The sequence below is a fragment of the Streptomyces flaveolus genome, from assembly GCF_014648815.1.
Taxonomy (GTDB): domain Bacteria; phylum Actinomycetota; class Actinomycetes; order Streptomycetales; family Streptomycetaceae; genus Streptomyces; species Streptomyces flaveolus.
Window position 1 is genome coordinate 13,338 of the sequence record NZ_BMRV01000025.1, and the last position, 17,311, is coordinate 30,648.

Here is a 17,311-nt window from a genome sequence, read left to right on the forward strand (position 1 = left end):
CATCCTTCCCCCGCCCTTCGGCGCGGTGCGAAGTGGCCCGGAACCGTTGACAGCGGAGCGCGGGAGGCCGAGACTCAGCGCAGAAATTCGTGAAGGAATTTTCACTACGCGAACAGCGTGACAGCCTCCGCGGCAACGACGCCAATCGAAGGGAACGACCGATGCGCACCACCGTCGGCATCATCGGGGCCGGCCCCGCCGGACTCCTGCTCGCCCGGCTGCTCCACAACGCCGGGATCGACTCGGTCGTCCTGGAGAGCCGCGACCGCGCCTACGTCGAGCGGCGCCAGCGCGCCGGGATCCTGGAGCAGGGCACGGTGGACGTCCTGCGCGCGGCCGGTGCGGCGGAGCGCATGGACCGCGAGGGGCTGCGCCACGACGGCATCGAGCTGCGCTTCGACAAGCGGCGCCACCGCGTCGACTTCCCCGCCCTCACCGGCGGCAGGACCGTGATGGTCTACGCCCAGACCGAGGTCTGCAAGGACCTCATCGCCCTCCAGCTCAAGGAGGGCGGCCCGCTGCTCTTCGAGGCGGAGGCACTGGCCGTCGAGGACGCCGACACCGACCGGCCGCGCGTCCGCTTCCGGCACGAGGGCGTCGAGGACGTCCTGGAGTGCGACTACGTCGTCGGCTGCGACGGCTTCTGGGGCGTGGCCCGCCGGGCGGTCCCGGCCGGCCTGAGCCGCACCTTCGAGCGGACGTACCCCTTCGGCTGGCTCGGCATCCTCGCCGACGTCGCCCCCTCCCACGACGAGCTGGTCTACGCCCGCCACGACCGCGGCTTCGCCCTGCTGTCCATGCGCTCCCCGTCCGTCTCCCGCCTCTACCTCCAGGTGCCCGAGGGCACCGACGCCGAGGCGTGGAGCGACGAGGAGATCTGGGCCGAGCTGGAACGCCGCTTCGAGACGGACGACGACTGGACGCTCCAGCGGGGACCCATCACCCAGAAGTCCGTCACCCCCATGCGCTCCTACGTCCACGAGCCCATGCGGCACGGCCGCCTCTTCCTGGCCGGCGACGCCGCGCACATCGTGCCGCCCACCGGCGCCAAGGGCCTCAACCTCGCCGTCGGCGACGTCGTCACCTTCGCCCGCGCCCTGACGCACCAGCGGGAGACCGGCTCCGCCGAGCTGCTCGACGCCTACTCCGCCACCTGTCTGCGCCGGGTGTGGCAGGCCGAGCGGTTCTCGTACGACATGACGACCCTCCTGCACCGCGCGCCCGACGCCACGCCCTTCGACGACCGCCTCCAGGTGGCGCGCCTGGACCGGATCGCCTCTTCCCGCGCCGCCGAGACCGACCTCGCCGAGGCCTACACCGGCTTCCCGATCGGGTGAACGCCAGGTGCGGCCGGGGGCAGTGAGGGGAATCACCGCCCCGCACAGCGTGTTGCCCGACAGGACGAGGGAAAGATCCTCCCCAAGCAGTAGGGTCAATCCTTTGCCGTTCTATTACTCTTAGGCCAAGGCTGCGCAGTGTGGCCATGGAGGAGTGAAATGAGGAGCAGAAACCCGGTCTTCTCGCGACGGGGGTTCAGCCGCGACAACGGCTACGCGGGCTTCAACGCCGCGCCGCAGGCCGGGGGCCCCGCCGTCGCCACGCAGGGCAATCCGTACGCGCAGGGCGCTCCGTACGCCCAGCCCGCCGGCAACCCCTACGCGCAGAACCCGTACGCCCAGCAGGACCAGCAGTACGGCACGCCGCCGCAGGCGCCGGCGACCACCGGCCGGATGACGATCGACGACGTCGTCGTCCGCACCGGATCCACGCTCGGTGTCCTCATCGTCACCGCCGCGCTCGCCTGGGCGCTGCTGCCGGTCGACGACGCCAACATCAGCCGCTCGTACGGCATCGGTATCGGCGCCGCGCTGATCGGCATGGTGCTGGCGTTCGTCCAGTCCTTCAAGCGCAAGGCCTCGCCCGCGCTGATCCTGTCCTACGCGGCGTTCGAGGGCGTGTTCCTCGGCGTCGTCTCCAGCGTCGTCGACAACCGCATCGCCGACGGCGCGGCCATGCAGGCCGTGATCGGCACCATGGCGGTCTTCGCCGGTGTGCTGATCGCGTACAAGGCCGGCTGGATCCGGGTCAACCGGCGCTTCTACGGCTTCGTGATGGCGGCCGCGCTCGGCTTCGTCTTCCTGATGATGGTGAACCTGCTGTTCGCCGTCTTCGGCGGCGGTGACGGCCTCGGCTTCCGCAGCGGCGCCCTCGGTGTCGTCTTCGGCATCGTCGGCATCATCCTCGGCGCCTGCTTCCTCGCCCTGGACTTCAAGCAGGTCGAGGACGGCATCGCCTACGGTGCCCCGCGCGAGGAGGCCTGGCTCGCCGCCTTCGGCCTCACGCTGACGCTGGTGTGGATCTACCTGGAGTTCCTGCGGCTCATCTCGATCCTCAACAGCAGCGACTAGCGGTACCGCGACGCCCCGCCTGCCGGAGCGACGCGTGAAGGGGCCCCGGGCACTGTGCCCGGGGCCCCTTCGTCGTCCTCGCGGCTCGTCACCGCCGGTGGAACGGTGCACGCCTAGAGCAGATTGCGCGCGGCCCTCCTCAGGTCGTACTCGTGGACGATGGCCTTCGCGTGGCCGTACGCGAGGTTGTGTTCGTGGCGGAGCCAGCTGACCTTCTCCTCGAAGCGGAAGAGAGAGGGTCCGTCCTCGACGGCGCGCAGCCAGTCGGCGATCTCACGACCGGTGCAGTGGGGGATGCGGGCGAGCAGATTGCGGTGGGTCTCCTCGGAGAAGACATGGGACATCGGCGCCTCCGGGCGAAAGGGGATGTAAGCCGGTCCTTCAGGTCACCGTGCCTGAGCGTTCGCCCGTTGGCAACAGTCCCGGAACGCCGCGTACGCTCGCGCCGTGGTTGATACGACGCCTTTGACCCGTGCCGTGGACGACTTCGCCGACCGGCTGCGGGCCGCACCGCAGAGCAGGCTGCAGCGCGGTGCCGCCGCCGAGGCGCTGGAGCTGGCCAGGGAGCTGGCCCGGCGCGCCCAGCTCGTCGAGGAACCGGACGCCGAGCCGCGGCGGATGCCGGACGCGGGGATGTTCGCCGCCGCCGACCAGATCGCCGTCGCCGCGCACGACCTGGCCGTCGTCCTGACGGACGCGGCGCAGGTGGAGGAGGCGGTGCGGCTGGTGGAGGAGGCCCGCAAGCGGGCCGGGGTGTGAGGCGGGCACCCGTCGCTACAGGGACGCGATGACCCGGTCCGCCAGGATGTAGACGTTCTCCTCGCCGCACGCGAAGGTCAGCGTGTAGGCGCCGGAGATGCCCGAGCCGCCCAGGAGGTACGGGGTCCGGCCCGCGCGCAGGGCGGCGGCCAGGCGCTCCGCGGTCTCGCGGTGGCCCGGCGTCATGCACAGGGTGGTGCCGTCGGCGAAGACGTACACGTCGAGGGTGCCCAGCGGGCCCGGGCGGACGTCCGCCAGCGCGATGTGCGAGGCCGCCAGCTCCTCCAGCGCGGCGACGGTGCGCTCGTGGTCGTTCACGGCCGGCGACGGGTTCGGGACGAAGTCCGGGTGCGAGGGGTGCCGGCGGCGGGCCGCGGCCAGCTCGGCGGACTCCCCGGCCGGCTCGTCGGCGTCCGCGCCCGGCTCGGTCACCGGCTCCAGGCCCACGAGGTCGGCCTGGCGGGGCAGGAAGAGCTCGCTGTCGGACAGGCCGAGCAGCAGAGGGGCGTCGGAGGCGTCGCGGGACTCCTGGGCGGCCCAGAAGGCGCGCGCCTCGGCCAGCTCCCGCTCGCGCTCCTCGGCGAGTGCCTCGGCGACGGCGGCGCGTATCTCCTCGGCGTCGCTGGTGGTGCGGGCGGCCGGGACCCGGCCCCGCGTGGCGGCGGCGCGGCTCTCGGCCAGCTCGGTGTGCAGGGCCGCGACCTGGCGGCGCAGCACGAGGACAGCGCGCAGGACGGCGACGCCCACGGCGCCGGTGGCGGCCGTGGTGAGCAGCAGGGCGATCGGCATGGCGCTCACGGACGTACTCCCGGTTCAAAGTCGACCCCCGACTTCCTACCTCAGCTTGAAGGGCGGACTAACCGTCTGTCAGTGCGTAACGTCACGAAACGGACAGGACTTTGGGCCCGTGAGGTACGGGTGTGGCTGGTCTGACCTGCGGAAATCAGGGTGGCGGGAGAGGTAGGTCACATCCTGGGGGAGGTTGGGTCACAAATCGGCCCAGAACCCGGATGTCAGCGGGGTTCTGGGCCGAGGGGTGACGCTGGGTCCCCGAAGGGCTACTGACGGTTTTTCAGCAGCCCGTTCCGGTTCAGCTGAGGCGCTCGATGACCATGGCCATGCCCTGGCCGCCGCCGACGCACATCGTCTCCAGGCCGAACTGCTTGTCGTGCGTCTGGAGGGAGTTGATCAGCGTGCCGGTGATGCGGGCGCCGGTCATGCCGAAGGGGTGGCCGACGGCGATGGCACCGCCGTTGACGTTCAGCTTCTCCAGCGGGACGCCCAGGTCCCGGTAGGAGGGGATGACCTGCGCGGCGAAGGCCTCGTTGATCTCGACCAGGTCGATGTCGTCGATGGTCAGCCCGGCGCGGGACAGCGCCTGCTTGCTCGCCTCGACCGGGCCGAGGCCCATGATCTCGGGGGAGAGGCCGGAAACGCCGGTGGAGACGATGCGGGCGAGCGGGGTCAGGCCCAGCTCACGGGCCTTGGTGTCGCTCATGATCACGAGGGCGGCGGCGCCGTCGTTGAGCGGGCAGCAGTTGCCGGCGGTGACCATGCCGTCGGGACGGAAGACGGGCTTGAGGCCCTGCACGGCCTCCAGGGTGACGCCGGCGCGCGGACCGTCGTCCTTGGACACGACGGTGCCGTCGGGGAGGGTGACCGGGGTGATCTCGCGCTCCCAGAAGCCGTTCTTGATGGCTTCCTCGGCGAGGTTCTGCGAGCGGACACCGAACTCGTCCATGTCCTGCCGGGTCACGCCCTTGACGCGGGCGAGGTTCTCGGCGGTCTGGCCCATCGCGATGTACGGGTCGGGGACCAGGCCGTCCTCGCGCGGGTCGTGCCAGGTGGTGCCCTCCTGCTGCGCGACCTCGGCGGTACGGGCCTCGGCCTCGGCGAAGAGCGGGTTGCGGGTGTCCGGCAGGCTGTCGGAGTTGCCCTTGGCGAACCGGGAGACCATCTCGACACCGGCCGAGATGAAGACGTCGCCCTCGCCGGCCTTGATGGCGTGCAGGGCCATGCGGGAGGTCTGCAGGGACGAGGAGCAGTACCGGGTGATGGTGCAGCCGGGCAGGTGGTCCATGCCCATCTCGACGGCGACGATCCGGCCGAGGTTGTTGCCCTGCTCACCGCCGGGCAGGCCGCAGCCGAGCATCAGGTCGTCGATGTCCCTCGGGTCCAGCTCGGGGACCTTGGCGAGGGCCGCCTGGATGATCGTGGCGGCCAGGTCGTCGGGGCGCAGGTCCTTCAGGGAGCCCTTGAAGGCGCGGCCGATGGGGGAGCGGGCGGCTGAGACGATCACGGCTTCGGGCATCACGGCTCCAGTGGCGTCGCGGGGATGAGGCGGCTGGTTGGGAAGTTACCCGGCCGTATGGCCTGGGTCACGGGTATGGGTGTGTGACATGGACCGCAACTTTCTAAGCGCTTGCTTGGGCCTCCGGCGGTCCGGTGCCTTGTCAGTGCGGGGCCGCTGCGGCGCGGGGGTCCGGGGCCGGGCGCGGGTCGTCCCTGACCGGTCGCGCAGTTCCCCGCGCCCCTTGGGGCGCGGATGCCGACGCCCCTCCCCGCCTACCCGCGCTGTGCCGGTGTCGCCGGTTCCGCCTCCGAGACCCTCCGGCGCCTGCGCCGCTTGAGCAGGGCCCAGGGGCCCCGCGGGCCCGTGGGCATCGCCGCCGCGACCTCCGTGCCGGCCTCGTCCGCGGCCTCGGCCGCCGCCCGTGCCACCGGCAGGAAGCCCTCCCGGCGGGCGGCGTCGGGACGCTCCTCCTCCGCCGGCCACAGGCCGAGTGCCGCGCAGACCGACGGGAGGACCGCCATCGCCGCCGTGGCATAGCCCTCCGCGGAGGGGTGGTAGTTGTCGGGGCCGAACAGCTCCCGCGGATTCTCGGCGAACTCCGGGCCCAGCAGGTCGCCCAGCGACACCGTGCGCCCGCCCTGCTCCACCACGCCGATCGTCTGCGCCGCCGCCAGCTGCCGCGAGGTCCGCCGGGCCAGCCAGCGCAGCGGCTGCGGCACCGGCTCGATGGTGCCGAGGTCCGGGCAGGTGCCGACCACCACCTCCGCGCCGGCCGTGCGCAGCCGTCGTACCGCCGTCGCCAGGTGCCGCACCGAGCGGGTGGCCGGCATGCGGTGGGTGACGTCGTTCGCGCCGACCATGATCACGCAGATGTCGGCCACCCGGTCCGGATCGGCGAGCGCCAGCCCCACCTGGCGGTCCAGGTCGTCCGAACGGGCCCCCGGCACCGCGACCGAGGTCAGCTCCACCGGCCGCTCGGCCACCGCCGCGAGCCCGGAGGCCAGCAGCGCGCCCGGTGTCTGGCCGGCCCGGTGCACGCCCTGACCGGCGGCCGTGGAGTCGCCCAGCATCACCAGCCGCAGCGGTGGGACGGCGGCCGTCGTGAGGGAGCCGCCGTACAGTCCCTCCGCGTTCGGCACCCGGTCGGGCGTGCCGATGCCCACCCGGCGCCTGGCCAGCTGCACCTCCGCCAGCAGCAGACCGACCGCGGCCGCGCCGGCCAGCCCGATCCCGCCGCCGCCGTACGCCGCGCCGGCCGCGATCCGCCGGGCCACCCTCGCCCTCGACATGCTCGTCATACGTCGCCGCCACCTCCATCGAGCCGTACACCCACTGCTTGCCCCGTACGGACGGTCGCCCAATCTCAACGGGGAGTGAACGACCGACACAGGGCATCGGCGGGCCCGCAGGCCATAGGCTGGCGGAACCAATCACGACCACATCTTTTGCGGCATCCGGAGACCACGGTGCATTTCCACGACTCGATGATCAGCCTCGTCGGCAACACCCCGCTGGTGCGGCTCAACAGCGTGACCAAGGGCATCAGGGCCACCGTCCTGGCCAAGGTGGAGTACTTCAACCCGGGCGGCTCGGTGAAGGACCGCATCGCCCTGCGCATGATCGAGGCCGCCGAGCAGAGCGGCGAGCTGAAGCCCGGCGGCACCATCGTCGAGCCGACCAGCGGCAACACGGGCGTCGGCCTCGCCATCGTGGCCCAGCAGAAGGGCTACAAGTGCATCTTCGTCTGCCCTGACAAGGTGTCCACGGACAAGATCAACGTGCTGCGCGCGTACGGCGCCGAGGTCGTCGTCTGCCCGACGGCGGTCGACCCCGAGCACCCGGACTCCTACTACAACGTCTCCGACCGCCTGGTCCGCGAGACGCCGGGCGCCTGGAAGCCGGACCAGTACTCCAACCCGCACAACCCGCTCTCCCACTACCACTCGACCGGCCCCGAGCTGTGGGAGCAGACGGAGGGGAAGATCACCCACTTCGTCGCCGGCGTCGGCACCGGCGGCACCATCTCGGGCACCGGGCGGTACCTGAAGGAGGCCAGCGACGGCGCGGTGAAGGTGATCGGCGCCGACCCCGAGGGCTCCGTCTACTCCGGCGGCTCCGGACGCCCGTACCTCGTGGAGGGCGTCGGCGAGGACTTCTGGCCCACGGCCTACGACCGCGACGTCGCGGACGAGATCGTCGCCGTCTCCGACAAGGACTCCTTCCAGATGACCCGCCGCCTCGCCAAGGAGGAGGGCCTGCTGGTGGGCGGCTCCTGCGGCATGGCCGTCGTCGCGGCGCTGGAGGTGGCCGAGCGGCTCGGCGAGGACGACGTGGTCGTCGTCCTGCTGCCGGACAGCGGGCGCGGCTACCTGAGCAAGATCTTCAACGACGAGTGGATGGCCGACTACGGCTTCCTGGAGGACGCCGGCCCCAGCGCCCGCGTCGGCGACGTCCTGAACGACAAGGAGCACGGCGCCATCCCCTCCCTCGTCCACATGCACCCGGACGAGACCGTCGGCCAGGCCATCGAGGTGCTGCGCGAGTACGGCGTCTCGCAGATGCCGATCGTCAAGCCCGGCGCCGGTCACCCGGACGTGATGGCCGCCGAGGTCGTCGGCTCGGTCGTCGAACGCGAGCTGCTGGACGCCCTGTTCGCCAAGCGCGCCTCGCTGGAGGACCCGCTGGAGAAGCACATGTCCGCCCCGCTGCCGCAGGTCGGCTCCGGTGAGCCGGTCGCCGACCTGATGTCCGTGCTCGGCTCCGCCGACGCGGCGATCGTCCTGGTCGAGGGCAAGCCGACGGGTGTGGTGAGCCGTCAGGACCTGCTGGCCTTCCTCGCCAAGGGCGGCAAGTAGGTCCGTGATCCGTGCTCGCCCGCGGACTTCGCGGAAGTGGTACGCGCGCGTCACGTTCGCGCAGCACCCGCTTAACACGAGGTCGGCACAGTAGGGGGTGTCGGCAGGGCGGGAGCGGCTCCCCGCCCGGGCCGGCACCGAACGGCGTCGAGGACCTTCCGGAGCGGCTCCCGGACCTCCACGGACGCCACGGACGCGCCGCCCGGCCGTGAGGCCCGGCACCGCGTCCCCCGCGGGGACCGCCGTCGTCCCGCCCCTCAGCGATGGGGGTGCGGCGGTCCCCGCGCAGTCTTCCGGCGTGCTCAGTCCTCCCAGCGGTCCTCGCGGCCGGGGGTGCGGCGACGGCCGAAGAGGCCCGGGTTGGTGCGGGCGGCCTGGACGACGTTGACCCCGACGATGCCCGCCCAGGCGGTCAGCAGCCCGGGGAGGTGGGCGACGCCGCCGCCGATCGCGGAGAGCGGGACGGCGAGGACCAGCGAGACGATGCCGAAGCCGAAGCGCTCGCCGAAGGAGTCGGTGGACCGCGGCGAGCGGCTGTCCCGGGCCGCCGTCATCTGCTGCTCGGCGAACTGCCGGCGCACCCGGCGCTCGACCGCGCCGTCGATGCGCTGGTCGACCTTCTCCAGGAACGAGTCGACCAGTGCCGACTCGTACTCCTCACCGAGCTCCCTGCGAGTCTGCAGGGTGGCGTCGAGTTCCTTCTTGAGGTCGGTGTCCCGCCCGTCCATTCCCGTCATGCGTCCCACGGTAGGGGGCGGGGACGGCGCCGGCACGGGGGTTAGCCCCCGTCTTCGGCGGGGGTGAGCGGTACGGGCCGGGCGGCGGGCGGAGGTCCGCCGCCGCCGGTCCCGTCCGGCGGCGGCGTCCGTGCCCCGGGTGCTCAGCCGGCCTCCCGGGTGTCCCGCCGGAGCCGTGCGCGCCGGGTGGCCCGGTCGATCATCAGCAGTCCCCGGGAGCGGCCGAGCGGGCGCAGGGCGTTCTGGAGGGGTGCCGACCAGGGCCGGCGCAGCCCGCCGAGGACCGCGAAGCGCGTGCCCGACCCCTCGGGGACGGCCGCCATGCCGCCGACCACGTACCGGCTCTGCATCAGGCACCAGCCGGGCTGGAGCCGGACGTCGAAGCGGGCGGTGTGGCCGAGGGGACCGTACGCCTGGCCGTGGAAGCGGTCCCCGCCGCAGGGACGGCACCGGAACTCGCGCAGTGTCGGCACCAGATGGGGGAGTTCCCCCTCCAGGTCCCCGGCGACGGACCACACGTCCGCCACCGGCAGGTCGACATGGGCCTCCGCGTACATGACGGCGTGCAGTCCCGCGGCCAGGACGCGCAGGCGCCGGACCGGGTCGAGGTCGGCCGTAGGCCAGTTGGTCGTCATCGCGGCCACGCCTTTCGGAAGCTGTGACGGGCACGGTGGAGCCGGGACTTCATCGTGCCGCAGGAGATGTCGAGGATCTGGCTCGCCGACCGCTCGTCCAGGCCCTCGAGTTCGCGCAGGACCAGGACCGCGCGGTGTTCCGTGGACATGCGGGTGAGCACGTCCTGGATGTCCACCGCCAGTTCCGGGCTGCCCGGCCAGACGATGTCGTCGAACTCGCACACGGGTGTCTCGCGTTCGGTCCGGCGGGCCACCCGCACCGCCTCGCGCACCGTGATGGTGCGCACCCACGCGTACAGGGCGCGGGGGTCGCGGAGCCGGGGCAGGCCCTGGAAGACCGCGATCAGCGCCTCCTGCACGGCGTCGGCGCTGTGCCCGAGGGCGATCGGCCGGCACAGCCGGCTCACGTACGGGGTGAGCAGGCCCAGCAGCTCGTTGAGGGCCATGGCGTCACCGGACTGGGCAGCCCGCACGAGGACGCCTCCCGCGGCCCAGGGATCCTCCTGTGTGTCCTGCCGCGGGGCAGGGGCCTTGCGCAGGGTGCCCGCTCGGGCTGTGTTCATGTGCCGTTCTCCTCCCTTGGACGTCGGCGCTCCAGCGGCGGCACCAGGACGGCGTCGGTGTGGGAGCTTTCGTGGAGGAGGAGGAGCGGCGGCGGCCGGGCACTCCCGTCCGTCGTGAACTGGCTGGAACTGGAATCGGCGCCCGAGGGAGTGCATGGCCCCCGGCGGGCCTCTGTCCGGGTGGGGATGTCCGTCCCGCGGGCCGGGGAACCGGTCCGCCGGCCGGCAGCGGACTTGGCGGACAGTGAGTGCCGGGCGGAGGCGAACGCCGAGGCACTCTTCGGCATGCGCGGAGGACTGTTTCGGAGTGCCGGATTATCGCCGAGGTGTGGAGAGGTGATGCGTTCTGAGCCGATCTGTTGCGGCCGCCGTCCGGCATATGCCCGGCCGGGGCGGGCTCCTCGGCTCAACCTCCCGGATTTCTGCACCCGGTGCTAGGGTGGGCGCGATGTGCGGCTATTGAATTAGCCATCTACGGGGGGTCCGTTACACATGGTGCAGCTATTAATCCGGAAAGCGGTCGTCGGCAAGCTCTGTTTGAATTCCCGTCAATACGAGAGGGTTCGGCGCCGCCCGTTCCCGGCGTCCGGTTATCCGGTTGAATCTGGAAATTCCTTCCGCGTTCCCTGCCCGGTCACGGCGCCAGCGGGGGTGCGGTGAGCGGGGGCGGGGAAGGGCACACGGGACACCGGGATCCGGAGCTGCTGGCCCGCCTGGTCGAGGGGGCGCGGCGCGGGGACGCGCTGGCGATGGACGAACTGCTGGAGATCCTCGCCCCCTTCGTCGGCCGGATCTGTGGCCCGGTGGCGTTGCAGGACGGTCCCGACGCCGCGCAGGAGGCGCTGATCGCGGTGTTCCGCAGCATCCGCCAGCTCAAGGAGCCGGCGGCCCTGTTCGGATGGGTGCGGGCGATCGCCGTGCGGGAGGCGCTGAAGTTCGCCAACCAGCGCCGGCGCCAGCCGACCGTGCCGATGGAGTGGGAGGACCCGCCGGTCGCGGGGGACCTGCACCTCGCCTCGGACATCACGGACGCGCTGGGCCGCCTGATGCCGGAGCACCGGGCCGTGCTGATGCTGCGTCACGTCGAGGGGCTGAGCGAACAGGAGGTCTCCGCCCTGCTGGAGATACCCGTGGGGACGGTCAGGTCCCGGCTGTTCCGGGCCCGGCGGTCATTCCGCTCGGCCTGGGGCTGAGCGGGCCGCGACCCGTTCGCCCAGGCGGTCGAGCATCCGCTGGGCCCGCCGCGCCGACCAGGGGGCGCGCATCCGGTCCAGCGTGTCGCCGCCCGGCAGGCGCAGGGTGCTGAAGAAGGCGAAGCGGCAGCCGCCACCGTCCGGCGTGGCGGCCATGCCGCTGGTCAGCGCGGTGCCCTGCATCAGGCACCACCCGGGACGCAGGACGACGTCGAAGCGCTCGCGGTAGCCGAAGGCGCCGACCGCCCGGCCCGACAGCCGGTCACCGGAGGACGCCGTGACGGTGAAGGACCGCAGCCCCGGCACGATGAGCGGCAGTTCGGTCTCGAGGTCGGACGCGACGGACCAGAAGTGGCCGACCGGCACGTCGAAACGGCGCTCGGCGAAGGCCGGGTGCCGGGCACTGGACGCGATGATCCTCAGCCGGCGTATCGGGTCGAGTTCGGCCAGCGGCCAGCCGTTGTCCACCGCACCGGTCATTGCTGTCGCTCCCTCTTCACGCGTACGTGAGGTTACGTATGTGAGGGAGCGTCGCACTGTCTCCCGGGATGGTCAAGACCTGGAAAAACTTCACGTCATGGGCTGGCGGGCCGCGGAGGAAGGGATTTGACGCACAGGGAGTACTTGCGTGCCGGGCGGCCTCTTCCTTGTGTGAGAAACCAGGTTACCGAACCGTTGCGCACGCCGGGAGAAGGGTTCGCCCGGGTGGTCGGTCACCGGTTCTCAGGGATACCGACGACAACGGACGGGGAAGCGAGCATCGTGTATTTCAGTGGGCCGCTCCACAACCTTCACCGCGCTTTTTCCAGCAATGGTCCGCGCATTCCGGGCATGGGATTCGGGGTCGCGTCGGCCCACGAGGGACCGCCCGTCGCGGTGACCGACGAGGAGCGGAGCCTGGCGCGGACCATGCCCGAAGCGCGCCGGAGCGACTTCCTCATCGGACGCAGCGCCCTGCACCGGGCGGTGCGCGCGGCGGGACTGTCCGCCGGTTCCGTGCTGTGCGACGGGCCCCGCCCCCGGCTGCCCGAGGGGATCGCCGCGTCGATCAGTCACTCCGGCGGTGTCGCGGTCGCCGTCGCGGGCCCCTCGGGTCTGTTCCGGACCCTGGGCGTCGACCTGGAGATGACCCCGCTGCCCGTGCGAGCGGCCCACCTGGTGCTGCGCGGGCCCGAACGCCCGCTGCTCGGCCCGCCCCGCACGGCGGCCCGGCGCCTGCTCGCCCTCTACTCCGCGAAGGAGTCCGCCTTCAAGGCGCTCCACGCCGTGGTGGACCCGGCCCCGCGAGGGCTGCGGGACGTGCGGCTGGAGCCGGACGGGGCCGGCTACCTCGCCTGGGCGGCGGGCCGGCCCCACACCCGCGTCCACGTGAGCGTCCGGCACCTGCCCGACCGGGGCGTCCTGTGCTGGGCGCTGCCCCAGGACTGAGGCCGGGCGCCGCTTCCCGCTTCCGCACGTGCTCCCCGCTTGCCCTCACCTTGCCCTCTCCTGCCCTCGCCCTTGCCCGCATCCGACGACGGAGGCCGATCTCGTCATGCACCCGCCCGCTGTACTCGCCTCACCCCGCCGCGTGCCCCAGTGGACTCCGTCCGACTGGCGCGAACGCCCGGCCGCACAGCAGCCCGACTGGCCCGACCAGGGGCTGCTGCGCCGCATCCGCGCCCGGCTGGCCGGCGCCGCACCCCTCGTACGGTCCGACGAGATCCTCGACCTGCGCCGCGCACTCGCCGGGGCCGCCGCCGGGGAGGCCTTCGTGGTGCAGCTGGGGGACTGCGCGGAGACCTTCGACGCCCCGACGTTCGCCGGCGTGGCGGCGCGGGTCGGCCAGCTGCACGGCACCGCGGGCACCCTGCGGGCCGCGCTGGGCCGGCCCGTGATACCCATCGGCCGGCTGGCCGGGCAGTACGCCAAACCGCGTTCCTCCCCGACCGAGCGGGTCGGCGGGCTCGTGCTGCCGTCGTTCCGCGGGCACCTCGTGAACGATCCGCGCCCCGAGCCCGCCGCGCGCGTACCCGACGCGATGCGGCTGCTGCGCGGGCACGCGCACGCGCGCGAGGTCCTGGACCTGCTGCGGGAGCTCGCCGAGTCCGGCATGGCCCTGCCCGGGGCGACGGTGTCCGGTGTCCCGGCGGTGTGGACCAGCCACGAGATGCTGGTCCTCGACTACGAGGAGCCCCAGGTACGGCGCGACCCCGTGTCGGGCAGCCTGTGCCTGACCTCCGCCCATCTGCCCTGGATCGGCGCGCGCACCGGTGACCCCGACGGGGCGCACGTGCGGTTCCTGTCCGGGGTCGCCAACCCGGTGGGCGTCAAGATCGGGCCGGGCACCGACCGCGACCGGCTGGCCGCGCTGTGCGCCCGCCTCGACCCGGACCGGGAGCCGGGGCGCCTCGTGCTGATCTCGCGGATGGGGGCCGGCCAGGTGCGTGAGCTGCTCCCGCCGCTGCTGGAGGTGGTGGCGGGCTCGGGCCACCGGGTGGTGTGGATGTGCGACCCGATGCACGGCAACACCTATGTGGGCGGCAGCGGTCACAAGACCAGGGACGTGGCGACGGTGGGCGCCGAGATCCGCGGCTTCTTCGCGGCGGCGCGCGCCGCCGGCGCGATCCCCGGCGGTCTCCACCTGGAGGCCACGCCCGCCGAGGTCACCGAGTGCGTCGGGGGCTCCGTGGGCATCGCCGAGGACGGTCTGCACGTGCGGTACGAGACCGCCTGCGATCCCCGCCTCAACGGCTCCCAGACCGCCGAGATCGCCGAGCTGACCGCGCGGCTGTGCGCGGGGGAGATCTAGGGGGCTAGGGGGGCGTCGTTCGGATTGCCGGATGCGGGGTCCGGTGCAGGCCGGCCACCAGGCACCGTCGCCCGGAGCCGGCCCGATCCGAACGACACCCCCTGGCGCGGGCCCGAGCGGGCGCCGCGTCATCCGATGCCGCCGGGCCCCGGTCCGGCGGCATCGGCGTGTCCGCAGCCGGACCGGGCTCCGGTCCGTCCCCCCGCCGGGTGCGGTCCCGTGGGAGACCTCGTACCCGGCGGGAACCTTTGGCACGGCCGCCGCCTCCTGACCGACCGAACGAACGAACCGGTCCGACAACCCTCAGGAGCTCGCGTGGAGTCCGTGGAGAACGTCTCGGCGTCACCGCCCCAGCCCGAACTGGCGGGCGTACGCCACCGCTGGGTGACCGTGCGGGGCGGCGTACGCCTGCACGTCGCCGAGGCGGGAGAGGGGGAGCCCGTCGTGCTGCTGCACGGCTTCCCCCAGCACTGGTACGGCTGGCGGCGGCTGATCCCGCTGCTGTCCGGCCGCTACCGGCTGATCTGCGTGGACCAGCGCGGTTTCGGCTGGTCCGACGCGCCGGGCAAGGGCTACGACACCGACAGCAGGGTGGCCGACGTGGTCGCCCTGCTGGACGAACTGGGCCTGGACCGGGTGCGCCTCATCGGGCACGACTGGGGCGCCTGGACGGGCTTCCACCTCTGCCTCGGCGCACCAGAACGCGTCACGCACTACCTGGCGCTGAACATGATGCACCCCTGGCCGCAGCACCGGCGCCTGATGCCGCAGTCCTGGCGGTTCTGGTACACGGCACTGCTGGAGCAGCCGTTCCTCGGGCGCCGGCTGCTGCGCAACCGGCCCGGGTTCACGCGTTACCTGATGCGCAAGGGCGTGGTGGACCGGACGGTCTGGACCCCGGACGCGATGGAGGAGTTCGTCCGCTCCAGCCGGGAGCCCGCGCGGGCGCGCGCCGGGGAGGCACTGCACCGGGCCTTCGCCTTGCGGGACATCGCGCGGCTGCTGACGGGCCGGTACAAGAAGCTCCGGCTCACCACCCCGACCGTGATCATGGGAGGGGCGCGTGACTTCATGCTGCCCCCGGGCGTGCTGACGCCGGCCGGCCGGCACGCCGACGACCTGCGGGTCCAGGTGGTCCCGGAGTGCGGTCACTACCTCCACGAAGAACGGCCCGACCTGGTCGCCCGGACCGCCGAGCGGCTCTTCTCCCGCCCGCGCTGACCCCGCCCGGCCACGGCTCCGCCGCGCACCGCGCACCGGGGGCGCGCCGGGTGCGGCCGTGGCGGAGCCGGAGCGTCCGGAAAATCTCGGATTCCGGTGGAGTGCATGGCCCGGAAACCACCTCTTGTCTCATGTCGGCCGCTCCCGACCGGACGGTGAGCGATCCCGACCACTTCCGACACCGGACAGCCGCAACCCGGCGCGCACTTCGTGCTGCCCGGACGTCTTCGCCAGGCCGAGCAGGGGGACTTTCCATGCCTGACATATCCGCACTGAAGCTCGATGTCATGCCGCAGCCGACCGCACCCCTCGGGATCCTCCCGGCCGTCGCGGCGGAGAAGTACCCCGACACCCCCTTCCTCTCCGACACGCCCTGGCGCACGTACGACCACCCGGTCCGCGACTTCGCGGACTTCGCGCGGGCCGTCGACGACTACGCCGACCGGTTCTGGGCCGGCGGCATCCGGCGCGGAGACGTCGTCGCCGTGGTGCAGCGCAACCACATCGAGGTCGAGGGCGTGATGTGCGCCCTCGGCAAGATCGGTGCCCTGCCCGCCCTGCTCTCCTCCGCCATGGAGACCGGGGAACTCCTGGAGTGCTTCGCGCGCCTGGACGACCCGTACCTCGTCGTCGACTCGACCGGCCTGTCGCGGCTCACCGAACACCGGCACGCACTGCGCCGGCTGACCCGCAACGTGCTGTGCCTGGAGGAGACGGACGAGAACTGGGTCGTACCGCTGCAGGAGCGCCTCGCGCACACCGCGGGCCCGCGCGACGCCGACGAGTGGTTCGTCATCACCCACTCCTCGGGCACCACCGGGGCGCCCAAGATGGCCGCGCACTCCACCCGTTCCCTGTTCGGCATGGTCGCCCCGATGATCATGATCTTCCGCGACCAGTACTCGCCGCAGGACCTGAACGCCAAGCACCTGTCCTTCGTGCACGCCCGTACCTGCGCGGGCACGCTCGCCTCACTGGAGACCGCGATGCCCGCTCTGGCCATCGCCGACCCGGACCCCGCGAACGTCAAGCGGCTCATGCTGGAGCACCGCCCGACCTCCCTGGAGACCCACCCCAACGTCTACATCCAGTGGGAGTCCCTCGCCGGCGACCCCGACCGCCCCTTCCAGCACGTCGAACGGTTCATCAGCACCTTCGACGCCATGCACCCGCGCACCGTGCGGACGCTGCTGAACGCCTCCGAACACCCCCGCGCCCACTACTTCCAGGCCTACGGGCAGACCGAGTCCGGACCCATCTGCCTGCGCATCGTCACGCGTGAGGAGTCCGCCGACTACTCGCCGCGCAACGTCGGCCACAGCGGCGGCGGCATGGAGATCCGGATCGTCGACGAGCACGGCGTCCCGCAGCCGCCGAACACGCCCGGCCTGATCGAGACCCGCTCGCCCGGCCGCATGCGCGGATACGTCGGCGGCGACCCGATGCCGCCCGAGGACTCCTGGTGGCCGATGGGGGACATCGGCCGCCTCCTCGACGACGGCTCGCTGGAACTGCTCGACCGCTCCGTCGAGCACGTCGACGGCGTCGGCAGCCTCCTGGAGAAGGAGGACCACCTGCTGGAGGCCCTGCCCGAACTGGTCGAACTCGTCCTGGTCAAGGACGACGACGGCACCGTCTTCGCGGTGGCCTGCCCCCGCCCGGACACCACCCCGGACGCCGAACGGTTCCACGCCGTCGCCGCCGAAGCCGGCCTCCCCGGCCTCCAGGTGCGCTTCTGGGAGTGGGAGGCCATGCCCGTCACCGGCACCAGCAAGGTCCGCCGGTCCGTGCTGCGCCGCAAGCTCGCCGGCCGGATCCACCGCACCGCCGCCACCGCCCCGAAGGAGGCCTGAGCA

General features: G+C 72.5%; 17 protein-coding genes. 9 read left to right on the top strand and 8 right to left on the bottom strand.

Annotated elements, in window-relative coordinates; all coding sequences use genetic code 11:
* The first annotated feature begins 161 nt into the window (after positions 1–161).
* Together IEZ05_RS34840 and IEZ05_RS34845 are read left to right on the top strand one after the other, a co-directional pair.
* Positions 162–1,337, top strand: a complete 1,176-nt coding sequence (locus IEZ05_RS34840; RefSeq protein WP_189234326.1) for a 4-hydroxybenzoate 3-monooxygenase — start codon at positions 162–164, stop codon at positions 1,335–1,337.
* Between the two features lie 159 nt (positions 1,338–1,496).
* Entirely contained in the window at positions 1,497–2,408 is a 912-nt protein-coding gene (locus tag IEZ05_RS34845; RefSeq protein ID WP_189234327.1) for a Bax inhibitor-1/YccA family protein, read from the top strand.
* 113 nt (positions 2,409–2,521) lie between these two features.
* On the opposite strand, the gene IEZ05_RS34850 is transcribed toward IEZ05_RS34845, so the two are convergent.
* On the bottom strand, positions 2,522–2,752 hold the full coding sequence (locus tag IEZ05_RS34850; RefSeq protein WP_189234328.1) for a DUF4287 domain-containing protein: 231 nt from the start codon (positions 2,750–2,752) through the stop codon (positions 2,522–2,524).
* 103 nt (positions 2,753–2,855) lie between these two features.
* On the opposite strand from IEZ05_RS34850, the gene IEZ05_RS34855 reads away from it, so the two are divergent.
* The gene (locus IEZ05_RS34855) at positions 2,856–3,167 is read left to right on the top strand and encodes a hypothetical protein (protein WP_189234329.1); all 312 of its coding nucleotides are present in this window, start codon (positions 2,856–2,858) and stop codon (positions 3,165–3,167) included.
* 15 nt (positions 3,168–3,182) lie between these two features.
* On the opposite strand, the gene IEZ05_RS34860 is transcribed toward IEZ05_RS34855, so the two are convergent.
* From IEZ05_RS34860 to IEZ05_RS34870, 3 genes are all read right to left on the bottom strand, one after another.
* Positions 3,183–3,965, bottom strand: a complete 783-nt coding sequence (locus IEZ05_RS34860) for a hypothetical protein (protein WP_189234330.1) — start codon at positions 3,963–3,965, stop codon at positions 3,183–3,185.
* A 292-nt stretch (positions 3,966–4,257) separates the two neighbouring features.
* On the bottom strand, positions 4,258–5,478 hold the full coding sequence (locus tag IEZ05_RS34865) for an acetyl-CoA C-acetyltransferase (protein ID WP_189234331.1): 1,221 nt from the start codon (positions 5,476–5,478) through the stop codon (positions 4,258–4,260).
* 254 nt (positions 5,479–5,732) lie between these two features.
* Positions 5,733–6,758, bottom strand: a complete 1,026-nt coding sequence (locus IEZ05_RS34870; protein ID WP_189234332.1) for an SGNH/GDSL hydrolase family protein — start codon at positions 6,756–6,758, stop codon at positions 5,733–5,735.
* 168 nt (positions 6,759–6,926) lie between these two features.
* Here IEZ05_RS34870 and IEZ05_RS34875 point away from each other — a divergent pair, with 168 nt between their 5' ends.
* A complete protein-coding gene (locus tag IEZ05_RS34875) occupies positions 6,927–8,315 on the top strand; it encodes a cystathionine beta-synthase (RefSeq protein WP_189234333.1) in 1,389 nt (462 codons plus the stop codon).
* 302 nt (positions 8,316–8,617) lie between these two features.
* Here the strand turns inward: IEZ05_RS34875 and IEZ05_RS34880 are convergent, their stop codons facing one another.
* The 3 genes from IEZ05_RS34880 to IEZ05_RS34890 form a co-directional block, all read right to left on the bottom strand.
* Entirely contained in the window at positions 8,618–9,043 is a 426-nt protein-coding gene (locus IEZ05_RS34880) for a hypothetical protein (protein ID WP_189234383.1), read from the bottom strand.
* A gap of 152 nt (positions 9,044–9,195) precedes the next feature.
* The gene (locus IEZ05_RS34885; RefSeq protein ID WP_189234334.1) at positions 9,196–9,687 is read right to left on the bottom strand and encodes a hypothetical protein; all 492 of its coding nucleotides are present in this window, start codon (positions 9,685–9,687) and stop codon (positions 9,196–9,198) included.
* A complete protein-coding gene (locus tag IEZ05_RS34890; protein WP_189234335.1) occupies positions 9,684–10,250 on the bottom strand; it encodes an RNA polymerase sigma factor in 567 nt (188 codons plus the stop codon). The genes IEZ05_RS34885 and IEZ05_RS34890 overlap by 4 nt, the downstream gene beginning before the upstream one ends.
* Before the next feature lie 656 nt (positions 10,251–10,906).
* Here IEZ05_RS34890 and IEZ05_RS34895 point away from each other — a divergent pair.
* On the top strand, positions 10,907–11,443 hold the full coding sequence (locus tag IEZ05_RS34895; protein WP_229869995.1) for an RNA polymerase sigma factor: 537 nt from the start codon (positions 10,907–10,909) through the stop codon (positions 11,441–11,443).
* On the opposite strand, the gene IEZ05_RS34900 is transcribed toward IEZ05_RS34895, so the two are convergent.
* Positions 11,420–11,923: a hypothetical protein gene (locus IEZ05_RS34900; RefSeq protein ID WP_189234336.1), complete on the bottom strand. Its 504-nt coding sequence runs from the start codon at positions 11,921–11,923 to the stop codon at positions 11,420–11,422. The two genes, IEZ05_RS34895 and IEZ05_RS34900, sit on opposite strands and share 24 nt — an antisense overlap.
* Before the next feature lie 351 nt (positions 11,924–12,274).
* On the opposite strand from IEZ05_RS34900, the gene IEZ05_RS34905 reads away from it, so the two are divergent.
* From IEZ05_RS34905 to IEZ05_RS34920, 4 genes are all read left to right on the top strand, one after another.
* A complete protein-coding gene (locus tag IEZ05_RS34905; RefSeq protein WP_189234337.1) occupies positions 12,275–12,871 on the top strand; it encodes a 4'-phosphopantetheinyl transferase superfamily protein in 597 nt (198 codons plus the stop codon).
* Between the two features lie 142 nt (positions 12,872–13,013).
* Entirely contained in the window at positions 13,014–14,234 is a 1,221-nt protein-coding gene (locus tag IEZ05_RS34910; protein ID WP_229869996.1) for a 3-deoxy-7-phosphoheptulonate synthase, read from the top strand.
* A gap of 315 nt (positions 14,235–14,549) precedes the next feature.
* A complete protein-coding gene (locus IEZ05_RS34915; RefSeq protein WP_189234339.1) occupies positions 14,550–15,455 on the top strand; it encodes an alpha/beta fold hydrolase in 906 nt (301 codons plus the stop codon).
* Positions 15,456–15,709: 254 nt separating this feature from the next.
* The gene (locus IEZ05_RS34920) at positions 15,710–17,308 is read left to right on the top strand and encodes a class I adenylate-forming enzyme family protein (protein ID WP_189234340.1); all 1,599 of its coding nucleotides are present in this window, start codon (positions 15,710–15,712) and stop codon (positions 17,306–17,308) included.
* Positions 17,309–17,311: the final 3 nt, after the last annotated feature.